Source organism: Citrobacter sp. Ce104 (genome assembly GCF_030334595.1).
In the GTDB taxonomy this organism is placed as follows: Bacteria; Pseudomonadota; Gammaproteobacteria; order Enterobacterales; family Enterobacteriaceae; genus Citrobacter; species Citrobacter europaeus.
The window spans coordinates 850,717-876,830 of record NZ_JAOWDP010000064.1; the positions used below are offsets into that span (position 1 = coordinate 850,717).

Here is a 26,114-nt window from a genome sequence, read left to right on the forward strand (position 1 = left end):
TCCTTAGGTGAAGCACCTGTTTTACCAAATCGATAAAATTTAGCAAACTTTTAACACAATCTCTGATTGATCCAACCAGTGATTTCCTGCAGGCCTTTGTCAAAATTGCGATACACCGGGTTGAATGGAATCTCCAGCAGCTTACCGTCGGAAGATGAAGATGTGATTAAACGCGACTCCTCTTCCGGGCTAAATGGATCGTTTTTCCAGAACCCCGACAGCATTGGTGTTGGGCAGCGTCGACCCAGCAGGCCCTGCACTTTTAATGAATAGCGATTAAGCTCAACGCGTAGCGCTTCATCGGATGCGTCGTGCATCCCGAGGCGACTGGCCAGAACGTCAAGATACATTTCCGGGACGCTTGCCTGACGTTGTGGGTCACTTAGCAGCGCATGCACTACCGGACCAAGACAGGCAACCGCCTTCAGACGCGATGATTCCAGATACGCCAGGCGTACCGCCACGTTAGCACCAAAGCGGAAACCGAAGGCCGCCACGCGGGTGTGATCCACCCATGGAACATTCGGCAGCGCTTTTAATACGTGCTGGTGCAGCAGGCTGGAATCCTGGGTCAGTTTCCATTTTGATGAGAACCCGACCGACGGCATATCCAGCGTCAGCATAGCAATACCGCGCGGGGCAAAGTAACGCTCATACAGACTGTAATAATCCGTTTGCATGGAGTCGAGGCCACCGCACATCAGCACCGTCGGGAACGGACCGTCGCCTTTTGGCATATGCAGGAAACCGGTGATCGGCGCGCCGCCGGTTACGGCAAACTCCATCTCACGCAGCGTGCCCGGCAGACGCTGCGCAGCTTCTTCATAAGCGCGATTGGCCAGAGCCTGCGCCTGCTCTGCCAGCTCATCGCCTTTTAAGTGTGGATACGCGGCAATGTTGTACAACGTGGAAGCATGCAGCCAGTGGCGTCCACTTACCTGCGGATCCTCCTCCATAGACGCTTTCTGTTGCCAGTCCATCGCCTGCTTCGCCCACTCGTAGATCCAGTTTCCACCGCGATAGCCGATGACCGTGTCATAGAGCTCTTTATCCGTGCGTTCGGCTTCGCTCATGACGATACGAGCCTGGACTTCGAGGATTTCGCGCGGATCGACGCCACGCCAGATCCACATCAGGCGATTCACCATGCGATACCAGTGTGGAACGGTTTTGCCATCCAGGGCGGATTGTACGGATGGCTGCGCGCCGTGATTAAAACGACGAACCAGCGTTGACGTTTCAGGGTGTTTGAAGCGGGGTTTAAACAGGACTTCGCTGAGGTTAGCCTGTGACATGATTGCAGCCTCCATGAGTACTCACTAAGGCATAGTGTAACCTGACACAGTGCAAAAAGAACAACGCCCGGCAGTTGCCAGGCGTTGAAAACTTTTTAGATTAGCGACCAGAGATCGGCGGGACGAACACTACGCCCATATCCCACGGCTGCTCAATCCAGGTATCCTGAGGGATATCAACAACATAATCATTCACCAGCGGGCGACCAGCCGGCTTAGCGAAAATAGTAACGAAATGCGCTTTAGGGTACATTTCGCGGATCGCAACGGCAGTACCACCGGTGTCAACCAGGTCATCAATGACGATGAAACCTTCACCGTCGCCTTCGGCACGCTTCAGCACTTTCAGTTCGCGCTGGTTGTCGTGATCGTAGCTGGAGATGCATACGGTATCGACATGACGAATACCCAATTCACGCGCCAGCAATGCGCCCGGCACCAGACCACCACGGCTAACGGCAATAATGCCTTTCCATTGTTCAGAAGGCATCAGGCGGCTTGCCAGTTTACGTGCATGGATCTGCAACATGTCCCAGGTGACGACGTATTTTTCGCTCATGTGAAGTGTCCCAGCCTGTTTATCTACGGCTTAAAAAGTGTTCGAGGGGGAAATAGGTTGCGCGAGATTATAGAGATCTGAAGCACTAAAAACCAGTGTTTCGCGGAATCCACGCCTCTTTTTGCATGCTTTATGCTAGCCGTCAGCGGAGAAAGTGGTATTCTCAATCGCATCGCGCAAGCCTGACTTGTGATGTTTTTAATTCTGCTAACCCCGTGGCCTGCAAGCAAGTTTTGTAGGACATCGCCAAGGAGACTCAACGTGTCTGAACTGTCTCAGTTATCCCCGCAACCGCTGTGGGATATTTTTGCCAAAATCTGTTCTATTCCTCATCCGTCTTACCATGAAGAACAGCTCGCTGAACACATTCTGAGCTGGGCCCAGGAGAAAGGTTTCCACGTCGAGCGCGATCAAGTCGGTAATATCCTGATTCGCAAACCTGCTACCGCAGGCATGGAAAATCGCAAGCCGGTCGTTCTGCAAGCGCACCTGGATATGGTCCCGCAGAAAAACAACGACACCGTACACGACTTCACTAAAGATCCTATCCAGCCTTATATTGACGGCGAATGGGTAAAAGCTCGTGGCACCACGCTGGGTGCGGATAACGGCATCGGTATGGCGTCTGCGCTGGCCGTTCTGGCTGATGACAACGTGGTACACGGCCCGTTAGAAGTCCTGCTCACCATGACCGAAGAAGCGGGTATGGATGGCGCGTTTGGTCTGCAGGCTAACTGGCTGCAGGCAGATATTCTGATCAACACCGACTCTGAAGAAGAAGGTGAGATCTACATGGGTTGCGCAGGCGGTATCGACTTTACCTCTAATCTGCCGCTGTCCCGTGAAGCAATCCCGGCTGGCTTCCAGAGCTTTAAGCTGACGTTGAAAGGCCTGAAAGGCGGCCACTCCGGCGGCGAAATCCACGTGGGTCTTGGTAACGCCAACAAGCTGCTGGTCCGCTTCCTGGCGGGTCACGCCCAAGAGCTGGATCTGCGTCTGGTTGATTTCAACGGCGGTACACTGCGCAACGCGATTCCGCGTGAAGCCTTTGCTACCCTCGCCGTAGCTGCAGATAAAGTTGATGCGTTAAAAGCGCTGGTCGGCACCTACCAGGAAATCCTGAAAAACGAACTGGATGCCAAAGAAAAGAACCTGGCTCTGGTGCTGGATACCGTGACTCAAGATAAAGCCGCGCTGACCGCTCAGTCTCGCGACAGCTTCGTGCGTCTGCTGAACGCCACCCCGAACGGCGTTATCCGCAATTCCGACGTAGCAAAAGGCGTGGTAGAAACCTCCCTGAACGTCGGTGTGGTCACCATGACTGACGATAATGTACAGATCCATTGTCTGGTTCGCTCGCTGATCGATAGCGGTAAAGACTACGTGGTGAGCATGCTGGATTCACTCGGCAAGCTCGCGGGTGCCAAAACGGAAGCCAAAGGCGCGTATCCTGGCTGGCAGCCGGATGCTAACTCCCCGGTTATGCACCTGGTGCGCGAAACCTATCAGCGTCTGTTCAACAAAACGCCGAACATCCAGATTATCCACGCCGGTCTGGAATGTGGTCTGTTCAAGAAACCGTATCCAGAAATGGACATGGTTTCCATTGGGCCAACCATCACGGGTCCGCACTCCCCGGATGAGCAGGTTCATATTGAAAGCGTCGGCCACTACTGGACGCTTCTGACTGAACTGCTGAAGTCTATTCCAGCGAAGTAAGGTTCTGCGCTAAATGCCGGATGGCGCTGTGCTTATCCGGCCTACACGCTAATTTGTAGGCCTGAGAAAGTTTTTATGCCGTCATCCGGTAATTGTTCTGAGTCACAGCCCCAACAGTAGCTGTCTTTCCATTTGTGGATCCAGCAGCGTGACGTGTAATCCCACCAGCCTCACACCACGCCCTCCCCGACGTTCATCCCAGGTTTTGCGCGCCGTCGCAATCAAGTCATCTTTATTTAAGCGCGGCCAGACGTGCTCCTGCGTGGTCTGCTGAAAATCATTAAACTTGAGTTTTATCCCCTGGCGAGCGATCAGGAGATCCGGCTTTACCTTTGCCAGACGCCGTTCCAGTTCGGGATACAGCCGCTCAATAATTGCCTCGCACTCTGGCCACTCGTGAATATCTTCCGCCAGCGTGCGCTCCACGCCGACGGATTTGCGCAGCCTGTCGTTGTTGACGTCCCGCTCATCAATGCCCTGGCTACGCTCCCACAGCACGCGACCAAACTTACCAAAACGTTTGAGCAACATTGCCAGGTCGTATTTTTGAACATCCTCGCAGGTACGTAATCCCATTGCTTCCAGCTTAGCGGCGGAGACTTTGCCGACGCCGGGAATTTTGCCTAACGGTAACGTTTTGAGAAATTCAGGAACGTCGGCAGGAGTAATCACATATTGCCCGTTGGGCTTGTTGAGATCGGAGGCAATTTTTGCCAGGAATTTAACCGGCGCAATTCCGGCGGAGGCGGTGAGCTGCAGCTCGTTAAAAATCGTCTGGCGGATCTCCTGGGCGATCAGCGTAGCAGAACCGTGACAGTGGGTACTGTCGGTGACATCCAGATAGGCTTCATCCAGCGAAAGAGGTTCAATCAGTGAGGTATAGCGAGAGAAGATCGCCTGAATCTGCCGGGAAGCTTCTTTATAAGCCTCATAGCGACCAGGCAATAAAGTGAGATGCGGGCACAGCTTTAACGCCATTCCCGTTGGCATCGCGCTACGTACGCCAAATTTGCGCGCCGGGTAATTGGCTGTGCTGATAACTCCCCGGCGCTCGCGGCTGCCGCCGATGGCAATGGGAATGTCTCGCAGGGCGGGGTTATCGCGCATTTCCACCGCCGCGAAAAAGCAGTCCATATCAACATGTATGATTTTGCGCATCACTCGCCTCCCACAACACTGTTTAAGTATACAGTATTTTTATGGTGTGAGAAGTATGATTATACCTTACGCCGGACCATTCATGACGAAGCGCGCATCGCACAGGTAACGCACAATATCCGTTTTCGTATGTTCCGCTGGATTGCCCGCCGTACTGACAAACAGTTTATTTACTTTGCGAATATTTGCCCGCAGCAGTTTTTCGATTGTCATCAGGCGAAAGGCATCATTCTCAACGCAGAAAAGCTCGTAATCGCCCAGACGTTCGCCACAAATTTCACAATGGTTCATCCAGTAGCGTAGCCCGGTGGTTTTACTTTTATCGAGATAGTAATTGCTGGCTTTGATGTTCTTTTTTATCTCTTCAGGCAGAGAATTAATGTGGAACAAAAAGCTGTTACGCCTGACCGACTGCCAGCCCTGACCATCCTGATTTTTCTTAATAAAGCGGGTAAACATCACGCCATGAATACGGGTAATTTGGTGGCAGCTCCAGCAGTGCATCTTCGAGGTAATCACCAGATAGTACGGGGCGACGATATTGAAATTGTCGGTGTCGTAGACATAGTCACGCAGCGCCCCGTTTAGCTCATGGGGTTCGGTGTACCAGATACCTGAAACTTTGTCGAAATGCGCGCCCTGACAGGCCACATCGGTGACGTTATCAGTATCAATATCCAAGGGAATAATATGGGTTACATCTATCACATTGCCTTCCTGAGGGATAATTTGCCCCCACGTTGCGTGGGGGACGGGAACAGAATTAATGCGTGACGGGAGCAGATTGTTGACGTAAAGAAGTCACTTGCTTTTGCTTGTCCAGCTTATCAACTAGCGGTTGCACAACCTTCTCTCCCTGCTGACCGAAATATTGATACAGCGTATCGGAAGCGCTTTGCGTCAACACCATGATCTCAATGCGACGGTTACCGGCGCTTTCCGGGTTTTTCGCATCCAGCAACATTTGGTCCGCCATCGCGCTGACCTGCATAACTTTATCCTGCGGCATTCCGGCATCTTCCAGCACGCGTCGTGCCGACAATGCGCGGTCGCCGGAGAGGTTCCAGTTGTTGTAAATATTGCTCTTATAGCTCATCGCGTCAGTATGCCCGGTGATGATTATCTTGTTATCCAGCGAGTCAAACACGGGAGCCAGCTCAACCAGCAGAGATTTAAAGAACGGCATAATTTTGGCGCTACCGCGTTCAAACATATTACGGTTCTGGTCATCTTTAATCAGTACGCGCAGCCCCTGAGGAACTATCTCCATCTCGAGGTTAGTTTCCATATGCGCGTTGCGGGCGATGGCATTAATGTCGGTCGCCAGCTCGCCCAATTCACGGGCTGATTTTTGCTTCAGTAACGTTGTTTTCTCGTTCACGTCTAACGCCTTTTTCGCGTTTTCTTCCGTGATCTTCGCCGTCTCCTGCGGGTTGGCGGTTTTATCGAGTTTGTTGCGCGTGACGTTTTTCTTCTGCGCACCCGGCGCTATCGGCTGCTTGCCCAGCTTGTTTAACGGCGCCATACCGCCACCGTTAAAGATTGATTGGCCATGCAGCGCTGCCACGATGTTTTCACGGTCAGCTTTACTGACGCTGTTCACAATCAACTTTATCGTGGTGACCAAGGGCGCCGAGCGTATCTCCGAAGTTTCGGCCCGCTTTACCCTCGACGCCATGCCCGGCAAGCAGATGGCGATCGACGCCGATCTGAACGCAGGGCTGATTAATCAGGCCCAGGCGCAGGCGCGACGTAAAGACGTGGCGGGCGAAGCGGATTTCTATGGCGCAATGGACGGTGCGTCGAAGTTCGTGCGCGGTGATGCCATCGCCGGGATGATGATCCTGGCCATTAACCTGATCGGCGGCGTCTGTATCGGTATTTTCAAATACGATTTAAGCGCCGAAGCTGCATTCCAGCAATACGTACTGATGACCATCGGTGACGGTCTGGTCGCCCAGATCCCGTCTCTGCTGCTGTCAACGGCGGCGGCGATTATCGTTACTCGCGTGAGCGACAGCGGCGATATTGCCACTGACGTGCGAAGCCAGCTGCTGGCCAGCCCCTCCGTGCTCTATACCGCCACCAGCATTATGTTTGTACTGGCGGTGGTGCCGGGAATGCCGCATTTCCCATTCCTGGTGTTCAGCGCCCTGCTGGGGTTCACCGCCTGGCGTATGAGCAAGCGCCCGAAGGTGGCTGAGACCGAAGAGAAAAACCTTGAGACGCTGACCAAAACTATCGTTGAAACCACTGAGCAACAGGTCAGTTGGGAAACGATCCCCTTGATTGAGCCAATCAGCCTGAGCCTGGGCTACAAGCTGGTGTCGCTGGTGGACAAATCTAAAGGGAATCCGCTCACCCAACGTATTCGCGGTGTGCGGCAGGTTATTTCAGACACGAACGGCGTGTTGCTACCGGAAATTCGCATTCGGGAAAACTTCCGTCTAAAACCGACCCAGTACGCCATTTTTATCAACGGGATCAAGGCTGATGAGGCCGATATTCCCTCAGATAAGCTGATGGCGCTGCCTTCCAGTGAAACCTACGGTGAGATCGATGGTGTTTTAGGTCACGATCCGGCCTACGGTATGCCGGTCACGTGGATTGTCCCGGCGCAAAAAGCCAAAGCGCTAAATATGGGGTATCAGGTCATTGATAGCGCCAGCGTTATTGCAACGCACGTGAATAAGATCATTCGCAACTATATTCCCGACCTGTTTAACTACGACGATATTACGCAACTGCATAACCGCCTCTCTTCGATGGCGCCCCGTCTGGCGGAGGATCTGAGCGCGGCGCTGAATTACAGCCAGCTCCTGAAGGTTTACCGGGCACTGCTGGTCGAAGGTGTGCCGCTGCGCGATATCGTCACTATTGCTACCGTTCTGGTCGCCAGTAGCGCCGTCACCAAAGATCATATTTTGTTAACGGCAGATGTGCGTCTGGCGCTTCGTCGCAGCATTACCCATCCGTTTGTACGCAAAGATGAGCTGGCGGTGTACACCCTGAATAATGAGCTGGAGAATCTGCTGGCAAATGTGGTGAATCAGGCGCAGCAAAGCGGCAAAGTGGTGCTCGATAGCGTACCGGTCGATCCGAATATGCTCAATCAATTCCAGACCAATATGCCGCAGATTAAAGAACAGATGAAAGCCGCGGGTAAAGAGCCGGTCCTGCTGGTCGCACCGCAGCTACGTCCTCTGCTCGCGCGCTATGCGCGCCTGTTCGCTCCGGGTTTGCAGGTGTTGTCTTATAACGAAGTTCCGGACGAGCTAGAATTAAAGATCATGGGGGCGTTGAGTTAACCCCTGACGAGGCGGTGTCATTTGCACCGCCTTGTTGATTACAGAATGGTATTTTCCGTAAGAATACGACGGGCGCCGAGGTAATGATCCTGCCAGAAGTCATCGGATAAATTACTCACCCGAATGGTTTCTCCGGTACGCGGCGATTCAATAAATTGTCCCTGCCCCAAATAGACGCCCATATGATCGGCAATATCCCGACTGTGAATATGAAAGAACAATAAATCCCCACGACGAAGGTCGCGATTGGCGACGATGGTCGCCCGCCGATAGTGATACATTTCATTCGCCGTACGCGGCAATTTTGCCGCCAGGATTTTGTTGTAGGCATAAAAAATCAGCCCGCTGCAGTCAAAGCCCTGATCCGGGCTGGTCCCTCCCCACAAATAAGGTTTACCCAGCTGCTGCTCGAGACGATGGATTGCCACTTCGGTCATGTTATGCAGATGATCGCTACTGAGAAAATGGTCATTCTCAGCCAGCTCTTTCCAGCGATGATCGCTCGCTTTCAGCGGCCCCGGGAACCACTCCGGGTGCTGTTTAATCAGCGTCCTGTTCTGCTGTCGCAGCGCGCTTTTACTTTGCGCATTTCCTTCCACCACATAACTTGCCTGCTTTTTTACCTGCGCGTGGTACTGCTTAAGCAGCCGGGCGCGGTTACGCATGCGCATTTGCGCCGCATAGCTTAAATGGGCGTCAGATAAGAGGGGCTGAACTTTGGCGACAGACGGTGAGGACAACACAACACACAAAGACAGCAGACCCGGCAAAAAGCGTCGGGGTGCAGAGACAAAAGACATGAAAACAAAAATACCTAATTAAACACGTTCGGCGCAGTCTACCGCTGTTGCCGGGTATTCCATTTTAATATTCGATTATTAAATTATTAATTTTTTAAATTCAATACATTAGGAATTCTGCACTCATAAGACTAAATGAAGTGCGCTCACGCGCAAAATACGCCGCTGTCTGACTGCCTTTAAGTACAATTTTCCGTATAAAGAAAATCTAAAGTGTAAACGCCGCACGAGAGACTTGCGAAAAACTCTCTGGGTGATAATGTGAGCGCTCCAGATCCAGATTTATCCGATTTGGGGACTCTTTTTGCCGTCCTGGCGTGTGTAATCGTTTTATCAAGGAATAAGCAGTATGCGTAAAATCGCATTTTTTCTTGCGATGCTTTTATTGCCGTGCGTTTCATTTGCCGGTTTGCTGAGCAGCAGCAGCCCGACTACGCCTGTCAGCAAAGAATATAAGCAGCAATTAATGGGCTCCCCCGTCTATATCCAGATCTTCAAAGAAGAGCGCACGCTGGATCTGTACGTCAAGATGGGCGAACAGTATCAATTGCTCGACAGCTATAAGATTTGCAATTATTCCGGCGGCTTAGGGCCGAAACAGCGTCAGGGTGATTTCAAAAGTCCGGAAGGATTTTACAGCGTACAGCGTGGACAGCTGAAACCGGATAGCCGCTTCTATAAAGCGATTAACATTGGTTTTCCTAACGCCTACGACCGCGCCCACGGTTATGAAGGTAAATACCTGATGATCCACGGCGCCTGTGTTTCCGTCGGCTGCTACGCGATGACCGACAACGGCATTGATGAGATTTTCCAGTTTGTCACCGGCGCGCTGGTGTTCGGACAGTCCAGCGTCCAGGTTAGCATTTATCCGTTCCGCATGACCGACGCCAACATGCAGCGCCATAAGTTCTCGTATTACAAAGAGTTCTGGTCGCAGCTAAAGCCGGGATACGATTACTTTGAACAGACGCGTAAGCCACCGACCGTTTCCGTCGTCGATGGCCGTTACGTTATCAGCAAGCCGTTGAGTCACGAAGTGGTTCAGCCGCAGCTGGCATCAAACTACACGCTCCCCGAGACAAAATAATGCCCACTCGCCTGGCATAATCTTTTGCCAGGTTTCATTGCCGGTTAGCGGCTGAGTGGCAATCACGGTGACCACATCGTTGGGTGTGGTCTCTGAGCTAAAATCGATTTCCACATCCTGATCCAACAGTGTCGCTACGCCAAACGGCGCACGGCGCGTGATCCAAAACAAATTGGTCGAGCAGAAGGCCATCACATAACGCCCGTCAGACAACAGCATGTTGAAGACGCCCTTCTCCCGCAATTCTCCTGCCAGCATCGCGATATATTTAAACACTGCCGTCATATTGCCAGGCGTGCGCGGATAACGCTCTGTCAGCTTGTGGAGCAGCCAGCAGAAGGCTTTTTCGCTGTCGGTTTCCCCAACCGGGCGGAAATTACCGGTTTCCAGCGATTTATAGCCGCTGAGCTGTCCGTTATGGGCGTACGTCCAGTTACGTCCCCACAGCTCACGCGTGAAGGGATGGGTATTTTCCAGTGCTACTTCACCGCGATTCGCCTGACGAATATGGGCAATCACGGAACAGGATTTGATGGGATAGTCTTGTACCAGTTTGGCAATAGGCGAGTTAAAGCTGGGTTGCGGATCTTTAAACGTACGGCAGCCCTTACCTTCATAAAACGTAATACCCCAGCCGTCTTTGTGCGGCCCGGTACCTCCGCCGCGCTGGACCAACCCGGTGAAGCTAAAGCAGATATCGGTTGGCACATTGGCGCTCATCCCGAGCAGTTCGCACATACATCACCTACCTTAAAACGGTTAATTGCCTGCCAAGACCGGCAAAGCACAGCTTGTAGGCCGGATAAGACGCTTGCGTCGCCATCCGGCACAATGCCCGATGGCGCTTCGCTTATCGGGCCTACAAGTTCCTGGCCCGATAAGACCGGCAAAAATTATCGGCTTATTTAACCATCTCTTTTTCGATCAGTTGAATCAGGATATGGATCACTTTGATATGAATTTCCTGAATACGGTCAGCGTAGCCAAAGTGCGGCACGCGAATTTCGATATCTGCGCTGCCCGCCATTTTGCCGCCATCTTTCCCGGTCAGGGTGATCACTTTCATCCCTTTCTCGCGCGCTGCGGCAATCGCTTTAATTACGTTACCGGAGTTACCCGAAGTAGAGATGCCTAACAGGACATCGCCCGCGCGGCCCACGGCTTCAACGTAGCGCGAGAACACATAATCGTAACCAAAATCGTTGCTAACGCAGGAGATATGGCTGACGTCAGAGATAGCGATCGCCGGATAGCCAGGGCGGTTTTCACGATAGCGTCCAGTCAGCTCTTCGGCGAAGTGCATCGCGTCGCAATGGGAACCGCCGTTACCGCAAGAAAGTACCTTACCACCGGCTTTAAAGCTGTCTGCCAACAGGACCGCCGCGCGCTGAATGGCGTGAATATTGGCGTCATCTTTAAGAAAATTAGCCAGCGTTTCCGCCGCTTCGCTCAGTTCGTTACGAATAAGATCCTGGTACATGAGGATATCCTTCAGCATGAATGTAAATGACAAGATGCAGTGTACCGGATAGCGCTACCAGCGAGAAGTACAAGCCACAGGAATGGCTACGGCTTTTGATTTTTTGTGCCGGTTAAAACGGCAACAATGTGAGCTTTGTTGTAATTATTTTGTAAACACATTGCTAAAAGAATTTACATCCACTACAACCATATCATCACAAGTGGTCAGACCTCCTACAAGCAAGGGAGCTTTTCGTTATGATGATTTTGAGTATTATCGCTACGGTTGTTCTGCTCAGCGTTCTGTTTTATCACCGCGTGAGCTTATTCCTCAGCAGCTTAATTTTGCTCGCCTGGACGGCTGCGCTTGGCGTGGCTGGCCTGTGGTCAGTCTGGCTGCTGGTTCCTCTGGCCATTATCCTCGTACCGTTTAACTTTACGCCGATGCGCAAATCCATGATCTCTGCGCCGGTGTTCCGCGGTTTCCGTAAAGTCATGCCGCCGATGTCGCGCACCGAGAAAGAAGCGATTGATGCCGGTACGACCTGGTGGGAAGGCGACCTGTTCCAGGGCAAGCCAGACTGGAAAAAACTGCATAACTATCCTCAGCCGCATCTGACTGCTGAAGAGCAAGCGTTTATTGACGGCCCGGTGGAAGAAGCGTGCCGCATGGCGAACGACTTCCAGATAACCCATGAACTCGCGGATCTGCCCCCGGAACTGTGGGCGTATCTGAAAGAACACCGCTTCTTCGCGATGATCATTAAGAAAGAGTACGGCGGGCTGGAATTCTCCGCCTATGCTCAGGCTCGCGTATTGCAGAAACTCTCCGGCGTATCCGGGATCCTGGCGATCACCGTTGGCGTACCTAACTCGTTAGGCCCAGGCGAACTGCTGCAACATTACGGCACCGAAGAGCAGAAAAATCATTACCTGCCGCGTCTGGCTCGCGGTCAGGAGATCCCATGCTTTGCTCTGACCAGCCCGGAAGCAGGCTCCGACGCAGGCGCGATCCCTGATACCGGCGTAGTTTGTATGGGCGACTGGCAGGGCCAGCAGGTGCTGGGTATGCGCCTGACCTGGAACAAACGTTATATTACGCTGGCCCCTATCGCTACCGTACTGGGTCTGGCATTTAAACTTTCCGACCCGGAAAAACTGCTGGGTGGTGAAGAAGATCTCGGTATTACCTGTGCGCTGATCCCAACCTCAACGCCGGGCGTACAAATTGGGCGTCGCCACTTCCCGCTGAACGTACCGTTCCAGAACGGTCCGACCCTCGGTAAAGATGTGTTCGTACCGATTGATTACATCATCGGTGGTCCGAAAATGGCCGGTCAGGGCTGGCGCATGCTGGTGGAATGTCTGTCCGTGGGACGCGGTATTACCCTGCCGTCTAACTCGACGGGCGGCGTGAAATCCGTCGCGATGGCAACCGGCGCGTATGCGCACATTCGTCGCCAGTTCAAAATCTCTATCGGCAAGATGGAAGGTATTGAAGAGCCGTTGGCGCGTATTGCGGGTAACGCCTACGTGATGGATGCTGCGGCGTCGCTGATTACCTACGGTATTATGCTGGGTGAAAAACCGGCGGTGCTGTCGGCTATCGTGAAGTATCACTGTACCCACCGTGGGCAGCAGTCAATCATCGATGCCATGGATATCACTGGCGGTAAAGGCATTATGCTTGGCGAAAGCAACTTCCTCGCCCGTGCTTATCAGGGCGCGCCAATCGCTATTACCGTGGAAGGCGCCAACATTCTGACCCGTAGCATGATGATCTTCGGTCAGGGTGCTATTCGCTGCCATCCGTATGTACTGGAAGAGATGGCTGCGGCACAGAGTAACGATGTGAATGCGTTCGATAAGCTGCTGTTCAAACACATCGGTCACGTCGGCAGTAACAAAGTACGCAGCTTCTGGCTTGGCCTGACGCGTGGCTTAACCAGCAGCACGCCAACCGGCGATGCGACCAAACGTTACTACCAGCACCTGAACCGTCTGAGCGCCAACCTGGCACTGCTTTCAGATGTATCCATGGCCGTACTGGGCGGTAGCCTGAAGCGCCGTGAACGTATCTCCGCGCGTCTGGGCGATGTGTTAAGTCAGCTGTATCTGGCCTCCGCGGTACTGAAACGTTATGACGATGAAGGCCGTAATGAAGCCGACCTGCCGTTGGTTCACTGGGGCGTTCAGGATGCGTTGTACAAAGCGGAACAGGCGATGGACGACCTGCTGATTAACTTCCCGAACCGTCTGGTCGCTGGCTTGCTGAATGTGGTTATCTTCCCTACCGGTCGCCACTACCATGCACCGTCAGACAAATTGGATCATAAAGTCGCGAAGATTTTGCAGGTTCCAAGCGCCACCCGTTCTCGTCTTGGTCGTGGTCAATACCTGACGCCAAGCGAGCATAACCCGGTTGGTTTGCTGGAAGAGGCTCTGCTGGATGTGATTGCAGCTGACCCTATCCACCAGCGGATCTGCAAAGAGCTGGGTAAAAACCTGCCGTTTACCCGCCTGGATGAACTGGCGCACAATGCGCTGGCTAAAGGACTGATTGATAAAGACGAAGCCGCGATTCTGGTGAAAGCCGAGGCGAGCCGTCTGCGCAGCATCAACGTGGATGACTTTGAACCCGAGGAGCTGGCAACTCAGCCGGTAAAGTTGCCAGAGAAGGTGCGTAAAGTCGAAGCCGCATAACGACATACGCACAATGCCGGGCCCCGCTTAATGCGGGGCTTTTTATTGCCACATTTTCGTTAAAGCTCATGTTACAGTGTCAAAATGTTGTTCAACGAGGAGCCTTGATCGTGCCTGGTTTGAAAATTACTCTGCTGCAACAACCGCTGATCTGGATGGATGGCCCGGCCAACCTGCGCCATTTCGACCGTCAACTGGAAACCGTCACAGGACGTGATGTCATTGTGTTGCCCGAGATGTTTACCAGTGGATTTGCCATGGAAGCGGCAAGTAAATCGCTGGCGCAGGAAGAGGTTGTAAGCTGGATGCGCGCTAAGGCGCAGCAGACCAACGCCCTCATTGCAGGCAGCGCCGCTCTCCAGTCTGAACGCGGCCCGGTCAACCGCTTTTTACTGGTCGAACCCGAAGGTCATGTCCATTTCTATGATAAGCGCCATCTGTTCCGCATGGCGGATGAGCATCAGTATTACCAGGCAGGTGACGCGCGGGTTATTTTTGAATGGCGCGGCTGGCGTATTCTACCGTTGGTCTGTTATGACCTGCGTTTTCCAGTGTGGTCGCGCAACCGCAACGATTACGACCTGGCATTGTATGTCGCCAACTGGCCGGCGCCGCGTTCGCTGCACTGGCAGGTTCTGCTCACAGCACGGGCGATTGAGAACCAGGCTTATGTAGCAGGATGTAACCGCGTGGGCACTGACGGGAACGGCCATCATTATCGCGGTGACAGCCGGGTGATTAATCCGCAGGGTGAGATTATTGCCACCGCCGAGCCGCATCAGGCCACACGCATTGACGCAGAACTGTCACTCTCGGCGCTGCGCGAGTATCGCGAGAAGTTTCCCGCCTGGCAAGACGCCGACCCGTTCACGCTATAACTCTCGCCTTCACTCCCGCTGCACAACATTTTCCGTGGCGGGATTGTTTCACTCCGTAACCAACCGCAAAACAAATTCGCGTGGCGACATGCGGCGGGCATCGTATTCTGCAAAGGATAATCACTCGTAACCAGCGAGTGGCAGACAATGTCGATAATTCCCTTATCAGGATTTCAATAATGAAGAACTTCATACGCATGACTTTGCTGGCAGTTACCGTGGCTGGCGCTTCTTTTAGCACGCTTGCAGCAACGACATCTAATGTTCCGGCTCCCGCCCAGGATCCGATAGTTCAGCACCTTAAGTTAAGCACCGACCAGGTTGCGCAGATTAAAAAACTGCACCAGCAGCTTGAAACCAACGTTAGCCAGATTTCGGTGAAAGATGTTAAAGACGGCGCGTTGATTGACGTCATCAAGTCCGGGAAATGGGATGAAGCTGCCGTCAAGAAACAGCTTTCTGCGTTCAGCAACATCGAACAACAGGCACGTTATTATCGCGTGAAATACTATTTTGATCTGAACAAAGTGCTGACCCCAGCACAGCGCCAGCAGGTGCAAAAAGATATCGCACAGACGCTGAGCGAGTAATGACCAGAGCCTGAATCAGCAATGGTTCAGGCTTTTCGGTAAGACTTCTTGCTCAAACATAAATCCCTGCACCGCGTCTGCGCCGCTCATGCGGCAAATGGCATAATCCTGCGGCGTTTCCACTCCCTCGACAACAACCCGGTCTCCCAGCCCGCGAAATTGATTGACCAGTACCCTCAACTGCCACTCTGATGTCCTGAACTGATGAAACATTTCGCTTTCAATTTTGATGGCATCGAAACGGATGCCAGACAGCCGCCAGACAAAAAATAGCTCGGGTGAAACGTCATCCAACCACACGCGAAAACCATGGCGTATCAGGGTTTTTACGGCCATGCATACGGTCTGCTGTTCTGCCTTTTCCAGGCGCATCATGGTGCCTGGATCCTGAATCTCGATAACAATCCGCCCCTGATGCGCCTGCCGGGCGAGCTGCGCAATCCATGGCAGGCAGGTCAACATCCTGACGGATAAATTCAGCGAAAAGCTTCCTGAGAGTGCCAGCACCCGCCGCATTTGCCACAGGAATAGCTGCTGCTTTGCCGTGATGGAAAGATGCTTGAAAAAAAGATCCAGTGGTAGCGGCGTACGTACCTGGCTTAACACCTCGCAGACATCCAGCGATGGATCATCAAAAAAATGAATGCGTTGCAAACGGATCCCGGTGATCCGCAGCAGTTCGGCGTTGCGGGGAAGCTCTGGTACATAGCGGGCCTGTTCGCTGAGTCTGTTCATATCATTCCATTTTTTGATTAAAAGGACGTCGTGCATCCTGCAGCCACGGGATACGGCGATCGTTCGGATACGTCAGGTAAAAGCGCCTCGCCAGACGATGCGCCTCGACCAGGTCGCGTTGCTGCAACGCCAGTAAGATTTGCGTGAAAGAGACGTTCGGATCGGGGTGAACACGCACATAGTCAGGCGCCCAGCGGCGGACCGCTTCCAGCCAGTGAGCATCCCGGGAGCGCTGATAGCGTTGCAGATATCCCATCTGGACATCAAACCGGTAGCGAGTGGCAAGGAGCCAGCCTCCCACAGGGAGCGACTCAGCCAGACGCCACTGCGCTGACTGCCGCTCCGCCAGCGTCAATTGCTGTTGCGTGCGCAGCGAGAGAAGCAACAATGGTGTGAAGGCCAAAAACGAGATCAGTGCCAGTCCGCGCAACAACGACGTTGACGTAAGCGTCAGGCGAGCCCCTTTTAACGGGAGGTCTGCGCAACGAAGCAGCAGGATCAGCAGTAACCAGTGTGGCGTTGACTGCCTGACGGGGTATTCCGTCAGCATATGAATCACCACCGGCAGCGCCGCCACCAGACAGGCGCGACGCCAACGATTCCCATGCTTCCAGAGCCAGAAACCACTCGCAATAAAACACAGCGCGCCCACCAGCCCAACCAGACCGCCCTCCACCAGCCATAACACCAGTTCGTTGTGCGGATGCGAGATACTGCTCAGCCCCAATGGCCCCGCGCGTTCGAGAAACACAGAAGCAAAGCTGCCCACGCCCCACCCCGTCCACGGGCGTTCGGCAAATAATGCCAGCGACGTTTTGAGCACCGTCCAGCGCACCTGGGAAGTGGTGAAGTGATCGACCGTAGCGACGGACAAAAAATGGCGGGCGAGCGACCCCGCCGCCATGCCTGACGCCAGCGGCAACAGGAGTAGCAACAACGGACGGCGCTGCGTCGGGAAAACCATCAACAGCAGCGCTTCACCAACCGCCACAGAGAGGTAACCGGTTTGCGACTGGGATTCATGCAGCACAAATCCCATCATCACCAGGCCAACCCCGATGACAATTCGATACCCGTCGCGCAGGCGTAAAAAGAGCGTGGCTGACAGCAGTACGCCACAGGCCGTGAAGCTGGCCATCAGATTAACCTGCTGAAAAATACCGTAGGGCCGCGTGCTGCGCCGCCAGGCAAACTCCCAGTAATCAACGCCCAGCCAATGCCAGTACTGATACATAAACGCCAGACATTCGATGACGCACGCCCCCCAGAGCAAGGCCAGCAGTGTCGTCAGAGATCGTGCCGCAAGCGGAATTTGCACCGTCACCAAATAGACGAGAACGCCTCCCAGTAAGGCTCCCGCGACCAGCAGGGCCTCGGACTGCCAGACATCAGGCGTCAGCAGGCATAGCAGCGTCAGAATGAGCGCCCCCATCGTAAACCCCGTGGCAGGTACAGTGATGCGCCAGCGTTGATGAGGCACCAGCACTGATGCGCATGCAACCAGCACAACGGCGTAGATCCAGCTCGTGATATTAAGCGGTAACGACAGACCGCTGCCGCCGTTATTCGGCCAGTAGAGATGCATTGCCCCGCACCAGAAAAACAGACTAATACCGAGCAATAATTTTTGCGCAGGCAGCGGCGCAATACGATTCAGTGCGTTCATCATGCTACTGGTAGTTCAGTATCCAGGTCCCGCTGGCGCTGAACGGACCGTATTCGAGAGACTGATTTTTTATCGCCGATGGCTCCGCCGCGACCCACGCCAAAAAATTCAGCGTCATCGAGCCTTCCGTTATCTCTTTGACTGACGTGCTCTCATCAAGGCGGATTGCCGTGCCGTCCTCTTCGCTCATCCCAATACCGATCCCTGACGCGCCGCCTTGTTCACTGCTATCCAGCGCCAGATGATCGGCCAGCTCCGCATCCTCACGACCGCTGAAGGTAACCGAGATCCCGCGAAAAACCTCAGGGTTGCAGTCGCGTAACTGGATACTGAATTTTTCTGGCTTACTGCGCCCCGAGAGATAGAGATCCTGCGTCGCGATTTGCTTGAAATCGACCTCGATTTTGTCGCCACCGGGGACCAGGCTGCAGGCCAGCGCTCTGATGGTGCCGTGAAAATACATATCGCCGCCGACCAGTTTGGTATCGGCCTGCGCCGTGCCGCCAAGCAGTAGCACTCCGGTCGCGATTAACGCCGTAAATCTCATGGCATCCCCCTACTGAAACTGCGCAACAACGGTGGCTGAGGCTTCAAACTCACCTTCCTTAACGCTTCCCACGCCCGGCTTAGCCACCGGTGCGGCGGTGAGATTCCAGTCGCCCTGATTCTGGTAAAACCCCTTCACGTTGTAGAATTGATTGGGCACGACGGCGCCGCCGCTCTCGTCTTTAAGCATAATGCCGAGATCGTCGCGTTTTTGTCCGCCGCTTAACGTGCCGAGGAGATTACCGTTAAATCCCGCCGTGCCTGAGGCCGTGGTCGTTTGCACGCCAAGATTGATATTCAGTGCGCCCTGATCGAAGCTGCCGCCTTCACACACCACATGTATAGGGATTGGCTTGCTGTAGTTGGTGCCGTTGAGCTTTGTAGCGGATCCAGGCAGATCACCAAACTCAATGCTGATTTTGTCTCCCCGATTGAAGGTGCATTTGTCCGGTACGGTAATCAGCCCGGATTTAATCACCACGCGGGAAATTGGCGTTGTCGGCGTAGGGCCAGCATCCCCCAGGCGCCCGGCAACCTCCACCAGCGACTGGGAGGTAATATTGATGCCATTAATAATGGGTTTAGTGACAATAAACGTCACTTTCCCTTTTGAACCACTTTCTATGTTGGTAGCCCGCTCGTAGCCTTTGCGCTTTTTGCAGCTATGATCGTTGTAACGATTTGAAAAATTGGTAAAAGGCGCCTGAACGTAGTTGTTATAACGCCCGGCGACCCACACCTGTACTTCCACATCCAGATACTCGTTTAGACGAAAACGGTTCGCCCCCTGATTGGAAGGCGGCATCGTGGTCGTGGTGGTGTAGTAAATCGGTTGTCGGGAGATGTCAGCCTGTTCGCAGTGAAAATCCACTACATACCAACTGCCCAGATTCCACGGGAACGGCTCCGTTCTGCCGCCCACGTGGTTTTTGCTGACATCCAGCGAGTTCAGTTCAATATCGTACTGATGCGGCGATCCTCCCTGCGGCTCACCTTCCCCCTGTGTGAATGCCTGCCCGGCCAGCGGACAACCAGCCAGGGCCGTCCACAGCAGTGTGTTGCGCAATATGCTCATAGATACTCCAGCTTAAGTCTGACCAGGCCGTTAAATTCTCCGGCGGTCACCTCTGGACCAAAAGATTCCAGCGCGGCCAGAAAGTGGATCGCGTTATCGCCCGGTTTGAGGATCCACATGCGTTGCGGTTGGTTCAGGTGAAGCAACTGGTTGCGTTCGGTCAGTAACCGAATGCCCGCGCCGCGCACATCACCGCGAATACGACCCAGATCGCTGTTTTCCGGTGCGCCTTCAGCCATCAGCGTCATCGAAACGCCGCGTTCCACCGTGCTGTGCGCCAGCTCAGGCATTTCGCTGGTCTGTCCGGGGAAATCCCTTAAGGTGTGGCCGGAACCTTTTAAGCAGCCGTTCAGATACAGCGTAACCAGCACCGGCTCGCTGCGATCGCCGCCCTGGCGAAACCGACTGGCGGAAATATCACCAAGATTGATGGTCTGATCGCGTGAAGCCATATCCAGCACGCACGGCGAAACGTAGACCCGGCCATGAAAGCGGACGTTGCCATACTCGCCGGACACGTTGCTCATATCCTGGCGACCACTGGTAGCCTGAGCCTGGCAGGCCATACCCGCCATCAGTAGGGCGCAAAGCATCTTTTTCATTTACGATTCCTGTTACCGGGGCTGCTGCTCCATCGGCAATGCTTTACACACATTGCCTGTGCAGCTGAATTTCAGTTCGGGATGGCCGCCAAAATCGTTCACGTACATCATGCTGAACTGACTGACGCTGCCGTCGTTCACGCTGAAATCGAGAGAGGATTTTGGTGAAACCATAACGCCTGGGAAGTCGGTCAATCTGCCGCCGCCCTGCGTTTCTGGCTTGCGGCTTAAGCCGATTAAGGTGACAAAATAAGGCGTTGGGTTGTCCACACTCCAGCGCTGGCCCTGTTTGTGAAAGACCAGTTGGTTTTGCCACACGGCGCCAGGTGTTTCCGGCACGATAGCAGTCGGACGGTAGAACAATTTGATGCGCGACTGCATCGCCAGTTGCAGCACATTCGGCTTATCCGGCTTTGGCGGAATTTCACGAACGTTCAGGTAGAACAGGCTCTCGCGATCCTGGGGCAGAGCGTTAATCCCGCTGGTTTTCGTCACCCGGGCAATCCCCTTTTGCCCGCCGTTAATTCGTTGCAGCGGCGGTAAGACCATCAGCGGCGAGGTAATTTTTGTTCCGGTGGCGTCTTCCACCCACGACTGGGCCAGGAATGGAATGCTCGGACTGGTATTGGTTAAGTTCGCACTGACAGATCGCGCATCACCGGTGATGATCATGCGGGTACGGTCGAGCGCGATACCTGCCCATGAGGCGTTGATCTCTGCAATAAAAAGCAGGCCGCAGGCCACGGGTTTCAGCCAACGCTGCACGGAGTAAAAAGCTTGATTATTCATGACAAAATTCATTCAGGTTATTGAAATTATTCACAAGGCAACAGCACGTTACCTTCCGGGTTGATTTGTTGCGGCACCTGTAAGTGACACTGCGCACGGCCAGCCCAGGCAACAGAAAGACGCTCGGCCGGATTCACACCCGCAATCCAGGCCATGCCGTTTTCCATCACCATGGCGACGCTGACGCCGTTGGCGTTAAACACTTCGGCGCCAAACGGCGGTACCGAACCATCCTTCAGGCGCAGCAGCGCCATCATTTTTTGCCCCTGCGCCACGGCAAAACGCTGGTAGCCAATCGCCCCCTCCGTCAGGGTGTTGGTGATGATGGCTTTGGTCGCGGAAATGTCCTCGTCCATTGCGTCCACATCGATACGGGTATCAAAGCTGTGATAACTGACAACGTCCGGTACCACGGCAATACCGAAGCGGTTTGAGTGCGCCTGTTCGCCGTTCAGCGGCACATTCGCCACACCATCGGTATCAACCATCACCCTGGCAGTGTTCATTGACGCCTGGCTGTTGTGCAGCGCCGCGCCATGACGCGTCGCGGTAAAGCCGCCGCGCATCGTGCCGCCAACGGAGAAATAGCGTGATTGCTGCCAGCTGACGTTAGATTCCAGTTCCGCCATCATGCTGCGGTGCTTGTAATAACCATCAAACGCCGTGTGTCCTTCACCGGAAACCCCTGCGCGCAAACGCCATGGATTGTTACGGTCGCGGTTATCTGAATACGAAACCATCTGGCTGGTCTGGTTGCCGCTGTTCTGCAATTCATAATCCATAGAGCGGCCATCGCTCCATGGCACCGAAATTGAAAGCGAGAGGCTGTCGTCCCGTTTGCCCTGATACTCAGAGCGGTAAGCCGCAAGGTTGGCGCTGACGCCCTGAATGCCAGCGAACGAAAAACTGTGTCCCATCGATAACCCATAACGATCCTGCGAACCGCGATCCCAATAGTTCTGGTGGGTATAGGTCAGGTACAGCGTGGTCGCTAAATGCGTATCGTCGGCAAAGAAGGTTTTGTTGCCGGTGATGGTGTACATCTCTTTTTCGCTGCCAGCGCTATTGTTATTTTCATACTGCTCGTCGAGGAACTGCGAAAAAGTCCGGAAGTTACGCTGTGAGAAGCGGTAACCGGCAAAGGTGATGGCGCTGTTGTACTCATCAAAGGTTTTGGCATAGCTGAGCTTAAAGGACATCCCTTTTTGTTCATCCTGATGCTTCACACGACTCACGGATTGCGTCGCATCAGCCGACAGCGCACCCAGCCAGCTCAAATCCCGACCAATTCCCATCGACCAGGCGTTATAACGATCGCCAGTGAGCAACGCACCGCCGTACAGCGACCACGCATTGCTGACCCCCCAGGAGAAATCACCGCTATAAAACGCAGGCCCCTGAACATCATGGTTATAGCGCGATGGCTTACCGACCGCGGCGTTGTAGCGAACATAGCCCGGGCGCGTCAGGTAAGGTATATCAGCCGTATTAACCTGAAAGGTTTGTACGCTGCCATCCTGCTCTTCGACGCGAACATCCAGTGTGCCGCGTACCGAACCGTGCAGATCCTGAATGTTGAATGGCCCCGCAGGAACGGTAGTTTGATAGATAACACGGCCCTGCTGGCTGACGGTGACCTTCGCATTACTGCGGGCGATGCCGTGCACTTCGGGCGCGTAGCCCTGCAAATTCGGTGGCAGCATACGCTCGTCGCTGGCGAGGTTCGCCCCGGTGAAACGCACCGAATCAAAAACCTGAGAATTCAGATAGATTTCGCCGACCGTTAGTTTTGCAGCCTGCATCGGTAACGGGCGATAGGTATAAATCTGATCCCAGTCGATACGGCCACGATTATCATCCGAAGCGTAATTGGCCTGATACTGGCCGCGAAAACGCCACGCGCCGAGGTTAAAGCCTGTCTGCCCATAGCCGGACAGAGAGCGATAGCGATCCCCGCCCTGCTCGTAATGTGTGGCCTGGCCCGAGACGCTGTAGTCAAAAATCAGCCCCGCGACGCCGTTATCCCAGCGTTCTGGCGGCGTCCAGTCAGGATCGGTATATTTCATCCATGCCTGAGGCACGGTAATATCCAGCACGCCTGCGCTATTATTCAGCACCACACCCGGCAGACGGGAAATGTCATAGCAGGTCGCGCTAATCGGATGAATATAGGTTAGCGCCTCTTCCTTGAGCGCCAGTAATTCGAGTTGTTGCGGCGTCAGACACGCCATGGATTTATGCGGGTTGGCAGGATCAACGATATAACGGATCGACTGCTGAGGAATCTCCTGGCTGTTAATACGAACATCCAGCAGATATTCTCCGGGAGTCACAAAGTTGCCTTCGGAAAAACGCTGCAAATCGACATTGTGCCTGTCGCTGGCATCCAGCACGTCGGTATTAAATTCAATGGCCTCATCCGCTTCAACCAATGAAGAGGCACAGACCAGAGCAATAAAAAGCGCCAGACGTTTTTTATCTGTTTTCAGCGTGATCATTTTCGTTCGCAAACCTTCAGATACCCGAATTGCAGTGCAGCTCAGAGATAATTCACAACAAAATGCGTGACCGCAGTAAATTCGCCGGATGTCATTCTTCCGTCGCGCGAGATCAAATAAGCCGTAAAGTTGAGCGTGTTTTTTCCTGGGTTAAGCAGATAGTCCGGTGATGGCTTGCCCAGATGAATTTGCTGTCCTTTGCCGTCATATATTTCTATTGCTAAATTTTCAGTTTCCGATTGCACGCTCAGATAATCAGGATTGTCATTATCCGCTGCGCCGGAAAAGGTAATATTGGCGCGCTGGAACAGATTCCCGGGGTGTTGAGAATCCCCTAATGAACATCCCAGCAAATGAATGCTGAAATCATGCGCAGATACTTTTTCAGGTTTTCCGGAAATATCTCTGGCAGAGAGGTCATCAAATTCAACCAGTAGCGACCGGTCGCGTGGATCGACATAACAGGCAGCCTCAATAATATTTCCCCGCATGCGCATTTTGCCGGGCGTACTGACAAGACGATGGGTGTCAGCCAAAACCCATGCAGGCGATATGAATATAAAAAGCAGTAAAATACGCCATCCAGGCATCACCGCATTTCCTTTCAGTTATTCGCAGGAAGGGTTAAGCAGGCGCATAATTGCGCCCGCAGCAGATCGTTACTGGTAGTCGATCTGGAAATTAACGGTGGATTCGAAATCACCCGGCGTTACCGCTGCAGATGCGTTGTTTGCCTGCAGGTAAGCGACGAAATCAATGTCGGTTTCGCCATCGGTAATGTTGACCTGAGAGGCCGCTTTGCCCCATTCCACGTCCTGGTTGCCACTGTCAACCATACCAATGCCCGCGCCTTTTGCAGTACCCGAGGTGAACGCAGCCAGCGCGTTGTTATCGGAATCAATTGTTGCCGGGGTATAGGTCACGGTAGCCGTTTTTGCAACGGTCGTATCACAGCCCTGCAGAACGATTTTGGCATGCTTAACGCCAGCACGTTGGTTGTCTTTTAACTGAGAAGTTGGGATTTCGCCAAAATTTACCTGCACCGGGCTGGATTCTGGGGCCAGACCGCACGCGGAATTAACCAGAGAACCAGTGAAGTGAATTTTACCGTTAGTCGGTTCAACATTTTTTGCAGCGAAAGCAGAAGATGCAGTAAAAGTCATTCCCGCCATCAGCGCACAGGCCACAGCCACGTTTTTCATTTTCATATTACTACTTAACCTTATATCTGTTTTTTGGTTATTCCGACGATCTATTTCCGCAAACAATTTATGCAAGGGAAACCCTGATCTGCAGGCGGCGGTAGTGCATATCCTTGCAAACAATCCATCTCAAGCCACCCCGTATTTTGAACTTCATTGGTATTCCATCCGAAATACCGTCCACAGGTGTTTACGCTGTTTCGGGGCTTATATTAAGTCGACGAAAAAATGACACAATGCAAAAATCCGGTATTAATCAAACTCAGGGAATCGTGTTGTAACACTGTCTGAGGACCGATCGTTTACCTAAAAAATCGCCATAAAACACGCAAAAGTCAGTGTTAATATCTATTATTAATAGTTTTTATAGAGTTTTTATCTATCAAATATTTTTTTATTTATGCCAAATAATGGGCAAAATGTATTTATGAAAGTTTTGTAAAAATGAAATTGGATATCAAAAGCGAGTAATGACAATAAGATAGTGAATGAGGGGAAGGAGATTGGCGGTGTCTATAAGAGATATTAAAGGATTGTTATATAAATATTAATAAAGCGATCTATGGTACAACCATTTTTTATAAATGAATTATGTTATGCTATTGCTTCCCCCACTCGAATGCGAGATATCCTGCTTTAAAGGAGACATCAGTGATTTCTCATATACCAATAAACAAAATTAAATCCGTAATTATTGGTGATGGCTTAGTTTTCAGACCACATAAAAATACCCTAAAAGACCTGGCATCTGGTGAAATGGCCACATTGAACAATGCGGCAACACAATTACTGCTCTATCTGTTGCAAAATGGTAAAGAGATATCCTCACGCGATGAAATTCTGCTGAATGTTTTCCAGCATAATGGCGCCAGAGCGACGGATGCGAATCTCAACCAGCACATTTCATTTCTGCGCAAAGCAATAACGTCTACGGGCCATCCTGCAGAACTCATCGTCACCATTCCGCGTATGGGATTTCGGATGGGCGACGCCAATATCAATATTCAGCTACTGGAAGAAGCACAAGCGCCTACCAGAATTGCCCATGTTGCATCGACGCCCAGCAAAAAGAAACGAAACCGGTGGCCTGTCGCGATAACAGCGTTAATTACCGGCATCGCCGTAGTAGCGACAGCGTGGTTAACATGGATACCCAATGAAATTGCCATGACGGACGCGGCGATCCTGCGAACAATTGACTACGAGCAATGCCGTGTACATATATTAGGAAACGCTCTCACTGACACCATAACCGAAAAAAAAGCGCTGGATATTTTCAAGTCCGTAGGTATCAACCCCGACTGTTCGCACCCAAAAGATCTGTACCTTAATACCTGGGCGAGCAACCATAATCTGGTTGAGTGGTCGTTTGCCGCTGAATGCGGGCTAAACCTCGGCTATTACCATTGCATCAGCCAGTATCGCCACCATGAGGAATGA

23 protein-coding genes and 1 pseudogene are annotated in these 26,114 nt (G+C 52.9%); 7 read left to right on the forward strand and 17 right to left on the reverse strand.

The window, feature by feature from the left end; translation table 11 throughout:
- Positions 1–50: 50 nt before the first annotated feature.
- On the reverse strand, positions 51–1,295 hold the full coding sequence (frsA, locus tag OGW16_RS14575; protein ID WP_043015288.1) for an esterase FrsA: 1,245 nt from the start codon (positions 1,293–1,295) through the stop codon (positions 51–53).
- A gap of 100 nt (positions 1,296–1,395) precedes the next feature.
- Complete coding sequence (gpt, locus tag OGW16_RS14580) at positions 1,396–1,854, reverse strand: xanthine phosphoribosyltransferase (protein WP_003031380.1); 459 nt, start codon at positions 1,852–1,854, stop codon at positions 1,396–1,398.
- Between the two features lie 261 nt (positions 1,855–2,115).
- Between gpt and pepD the strand changes: the two genes are divergently transcribed.
- Positions 2,116–3,573, forward strand: a complete 1,458-nt coding sequence (gene pepD, locus OGW16_RS14585) for a cytosol nonspecific dipeptidase (RefSeq protein ID WP_043015287.1) — start codon at positions 2,116–2,118, stop codon at positions 3,571–3,573.
- Positions 3,574–3,675: 102 nt separating this feature from the next.
- Here the strand turns inward: pepD and dinB are convergent, their stop codons facing one another.
- The 3 genes from dinB to lafU form a co-directional block, all read right to left on the reverse strand.
- Positions 3,676–4,731 carry a DNA polymerase IV gene (gene dinB / locus OGW16_RS14590; RefSeq protein ID WP_043015284.1) on the reverse strand — a complete coding sequence of 352 codons (1,056 nt, stop codon included), beginning with the start codon at positions 4,729–4,731 and terminating at the stop codon, positions 3,676–3,678.
- Positions 4,732–4,797: 66 nt separating this feature from the next.
- Positions 4,798–5,439 carry a DNA primase gene (locus OGW16_RS14595; RefSeq protein ID WP_075145145.1) on the reverse strand — a complete coding sequence of 214 codons (642 nt, stop codon included), beginning with the start codon at positions 5,437–5,439 and terminating at the stop codon, positions 4,798–4,800.
- A 55-nt stretch (positions 5,440–5,494) separates the two neighbouring features.
- Positions 5,495–6,409, reverse strand: a complete 915-nt coding sequence (gene lafU / locus OGW16_RS14600; RefSeq protein WP_286518564.1) for a putative lateral flagellar export/assembly protein LafU — start codon at positions 6,407–6,409, stop codon at positions 5,495–5,497.
- Here lafU and OGW16_RS14605 point away from each other — a divergent pair.
- A pseudogene (locus OGW16_RS14605) lies at positions 6,321–8,039 on the forward strand (flagellar biosynthesis protein FlhA); the annotation flags it as partial. The gene lafU and the pseudogene OGW16_RS14605 sit on opposite strands and share 89 nt — an antisense overlap.
- Positions 8,040–8,077: 38 nt before the next feature.
- Here OGW16_RS14605 and OGW16_RS14610 read toward each other — a convergent pair.
- On the reverse strand, positions 8,078–8,839 hold the full coding sequence (locus OGW16_RS14610; protein ID WP_043015242.1) for a C40 family peptidase: 762 nt from the start codon (positions 8,837–8,839) through the stop codon (positions 8,078–8,080).
- Positions 8,840–9,188: 349 nt separating this feature from the next.
- Between OGW16_RS14610 and dpaA the strand changes: the two genes are divergently transcribed.
- Positions 9,189–9,929, forward strand: coding sequence for a peptidoglycan meso-diaminopimelic acid protein amidase (gene dpaA, locus OGW16_RS14615; protein WP_043015241.1), 741 nt, complete (start codon positions 9,189–9,191; stop codon positions 9,927–9,929).
- Here the strand turns inward: dpaA and OGW16_RS14620 are convergent.
- Positions 9,900–10,667 (reverse strand): class II glutamine amidotransferase, encoded by a 768-nt coding sequence (locus OGW16_RS14620; protein ID WP_003031388.1) that lies wholly within the window; start codon positions 10,665–10,667, stop codon positions 9,900–9,902. The two genes, dpaA and OGW16_RS14620, sit on opposite strands and share 30 nt — an antisense overlap.
- A gap of 163 nt (positions 10,668–10,830) precedes the next feature.
- On the reverse strand, positions 10,831–11,409 hold the full coding sequence (lpcA, locus tag OGW16_RS14625) for a D-sedoheptulose 7-phosphate isomerase (protein ID WP_043015239.1): 579 nt from the start codon (positions 11,407–11,409) through the stop codon (positions 10,831–10,833).
- A gap of 239 nt (positions 11,410–11,648) precedes the next feature.
- Between lpcA and fadE the strand changes: the two genes are divergently transcribed.
- The 3 genes from fadE to OGW16_RS14640 all read left to right on the forward strand — a co-directional run bounded on the left by fadE (position 11,649) and on the right by OGW16_RS14640 (position 15,561).
- The gene (gene fadE, locus OGW16_RS14630; protein WP_043015238.1) at positions 11,649–14,093 is read left to right on the forward strand and encodes an acyl-CoA dehydrogenase FadE; all 2,445 of its coding nucleotides are present in this window, start codon (positions 11,649–11,651) and stop codon (positions 14,091–14,093) included.
- Between the two features lie 110 nt (positions 14,094–14,203).
- A complete protein-coding gene (locus OGW16_RS14635) occupies positions 14,204–14,971 on the forward strand; it encodes an amidohydrolase (RefSeq protein ID WP_043015237.1) in 768 nt (255 codons plus the stop codon).
- A 179-nt stretch (positions 14,972–15,150) separates the two neighbouring features.
- Positions 15,151–15,561 carry a Spy/CpxP family protein refolding chaperone gene (locus OGW16_RS14640; protein WP_075145166.1) on the forward strand — a complete coding sequence of 137 codons (411 nt, stop codon included), beginning with the start codon at positions 15,151–15,153 and terminating at the stop codon, positions 15,559–15,561.
- Positions 15,562–15,576: 15 nt separating this feature from the next.
- On the opposite strand, the gene OGW16_RS14645 is transcribed toward OGW16_RS14640, so the two are convergent.
- The 9 genes from OGW16_RS14645 to OGW16_RS14685 all read right to left on the reverse strand — a co-directional run bounded on the left by OGW16_RS14645 (position 15,577) and on the right by OGW16_RS14685 (position 24,680).
- Positions 15,577–16,296, reverse strand: coding sequence for an EAL domain-containing protein (locus OGW16_RS14645; RefSeq protein ID WP_286518565.1), 720 nt, complete (start codon positions 16,294–16,296; stop codon positions 15,577–15,579).
- A 1-nt stretch (position 16,297) separates the two neighbouring features.
- Positions 16,298–17,965, reverse strand: a complete 1,668-nt coding sequence (locus tag OGW16_RS14650; RefSeq protein WP_075145167.1) for a PglL family O-oligosaccharyltransferase — start codon at positions 17,963–17,965, stop codon at positions 16,298–16,300.
- Position 17,966: 1 nt separating this feature from the next.
- Complete coding sequence (locus OGW16_RS14655) at positions 17,967–18,509, reverse strand: fimbrial protein (RefSeq protein ID WP_075145168.1); 543 nt, start codon at positions 18,507–18,509, stop codon at positions 17,967–17,969.
- Positions 18,510–18,518: 9 nt separating this feature from the next.
- Positions 18,519–19,583 carry a fimbrial protein gene (locus OGW16_RS14660; RefSeq protein ID WP_043015232.1) on the reverse strand — a complete coding sequence of 355 codons (1,065 nt, stop codon included), beginning with the start codon at positions 19,581–19,583 and terminating at the stop codon, positions 18,519–18,521.
- Positions 19,580–20,185: a fimbrial protein gene (locus OGW16_RS14665; RefSeq protein ID WP_043015231.1), complete on the reverse strand. Its 606-nt coding sequence runs from the start codon at positions 20,183–20,185 to the stop codon at positions 19,580–19,582. Before OGW16_RS14665 ends, OGW16_RS14660 begins: the two co-directional genes overlap by 4 nt.
- A gap of 12 nt (positions 20,186–20,197) precedes the next feature.
- Positions 20,198–20,974 carry a fimbrial biogenesis chaperone gene (locus tag OGW16_RS14670; protein WP_043015230.1) on the reverse strand — a complete coding sequence of 259 codons (777 nt, stop codon included), beginning with the start codon at positions 20,972–20,974 and terminating at the stop codon, positions 20,198–20,200.
- A gap of 26 nt (positions 20,975–21,000) precedes the next feature.
- On the reverse strand, positions 21,001–23,472 hold the full coding sequence (locus OGW16_RS14675) for a fimbria/pilus outer membrane usher protein (protein WP_286518566.1): 2,472 nt from the start codon (positions 23,470–23,472) through the stop codon (positions 21,001–21,003).
- 41 nt (positions 23,473–23,513) lie between these two features.
- Positions 23,514–24,062, reverse strand: coding sequence for a fimbrial protein (locus tag OGW16_RS14680; protein ID WP_043015228.1), 549 nt, complete (start codon positions 24,060–24,062; stop codon positions 23,514–23,516).
- A 69-nt stretch (positions 24,063–24,131) separates the two neighbouring features.
- Positions 24,132–24,680, reverse strand: coding sequence for a fimbrial protein (locus OGW16_RS14685; protein ID WP_006685982.1), 549 nt, complete (start codon positions 24,678–24,680; stop codon positions 24,132–24,134).
- 750 nt (positions 24,681–25,430) lie between these two features.
- Here OGW16_RS14685 and OGW16_RS14690 point away from each other — a divergent pair.
- Positions 25,431–26,114 carry a winged helix-turn-helix domain-containing protein gene (locus tag OGW16_RS14690; protein WP_223306669.1) on the forward strand — a complete coding sequence of 228 codons (684 nt, stop codon included), beginning with the start codon at positions 25,431–25,433 and terminating at the stop codon, positions 26,112–26,114.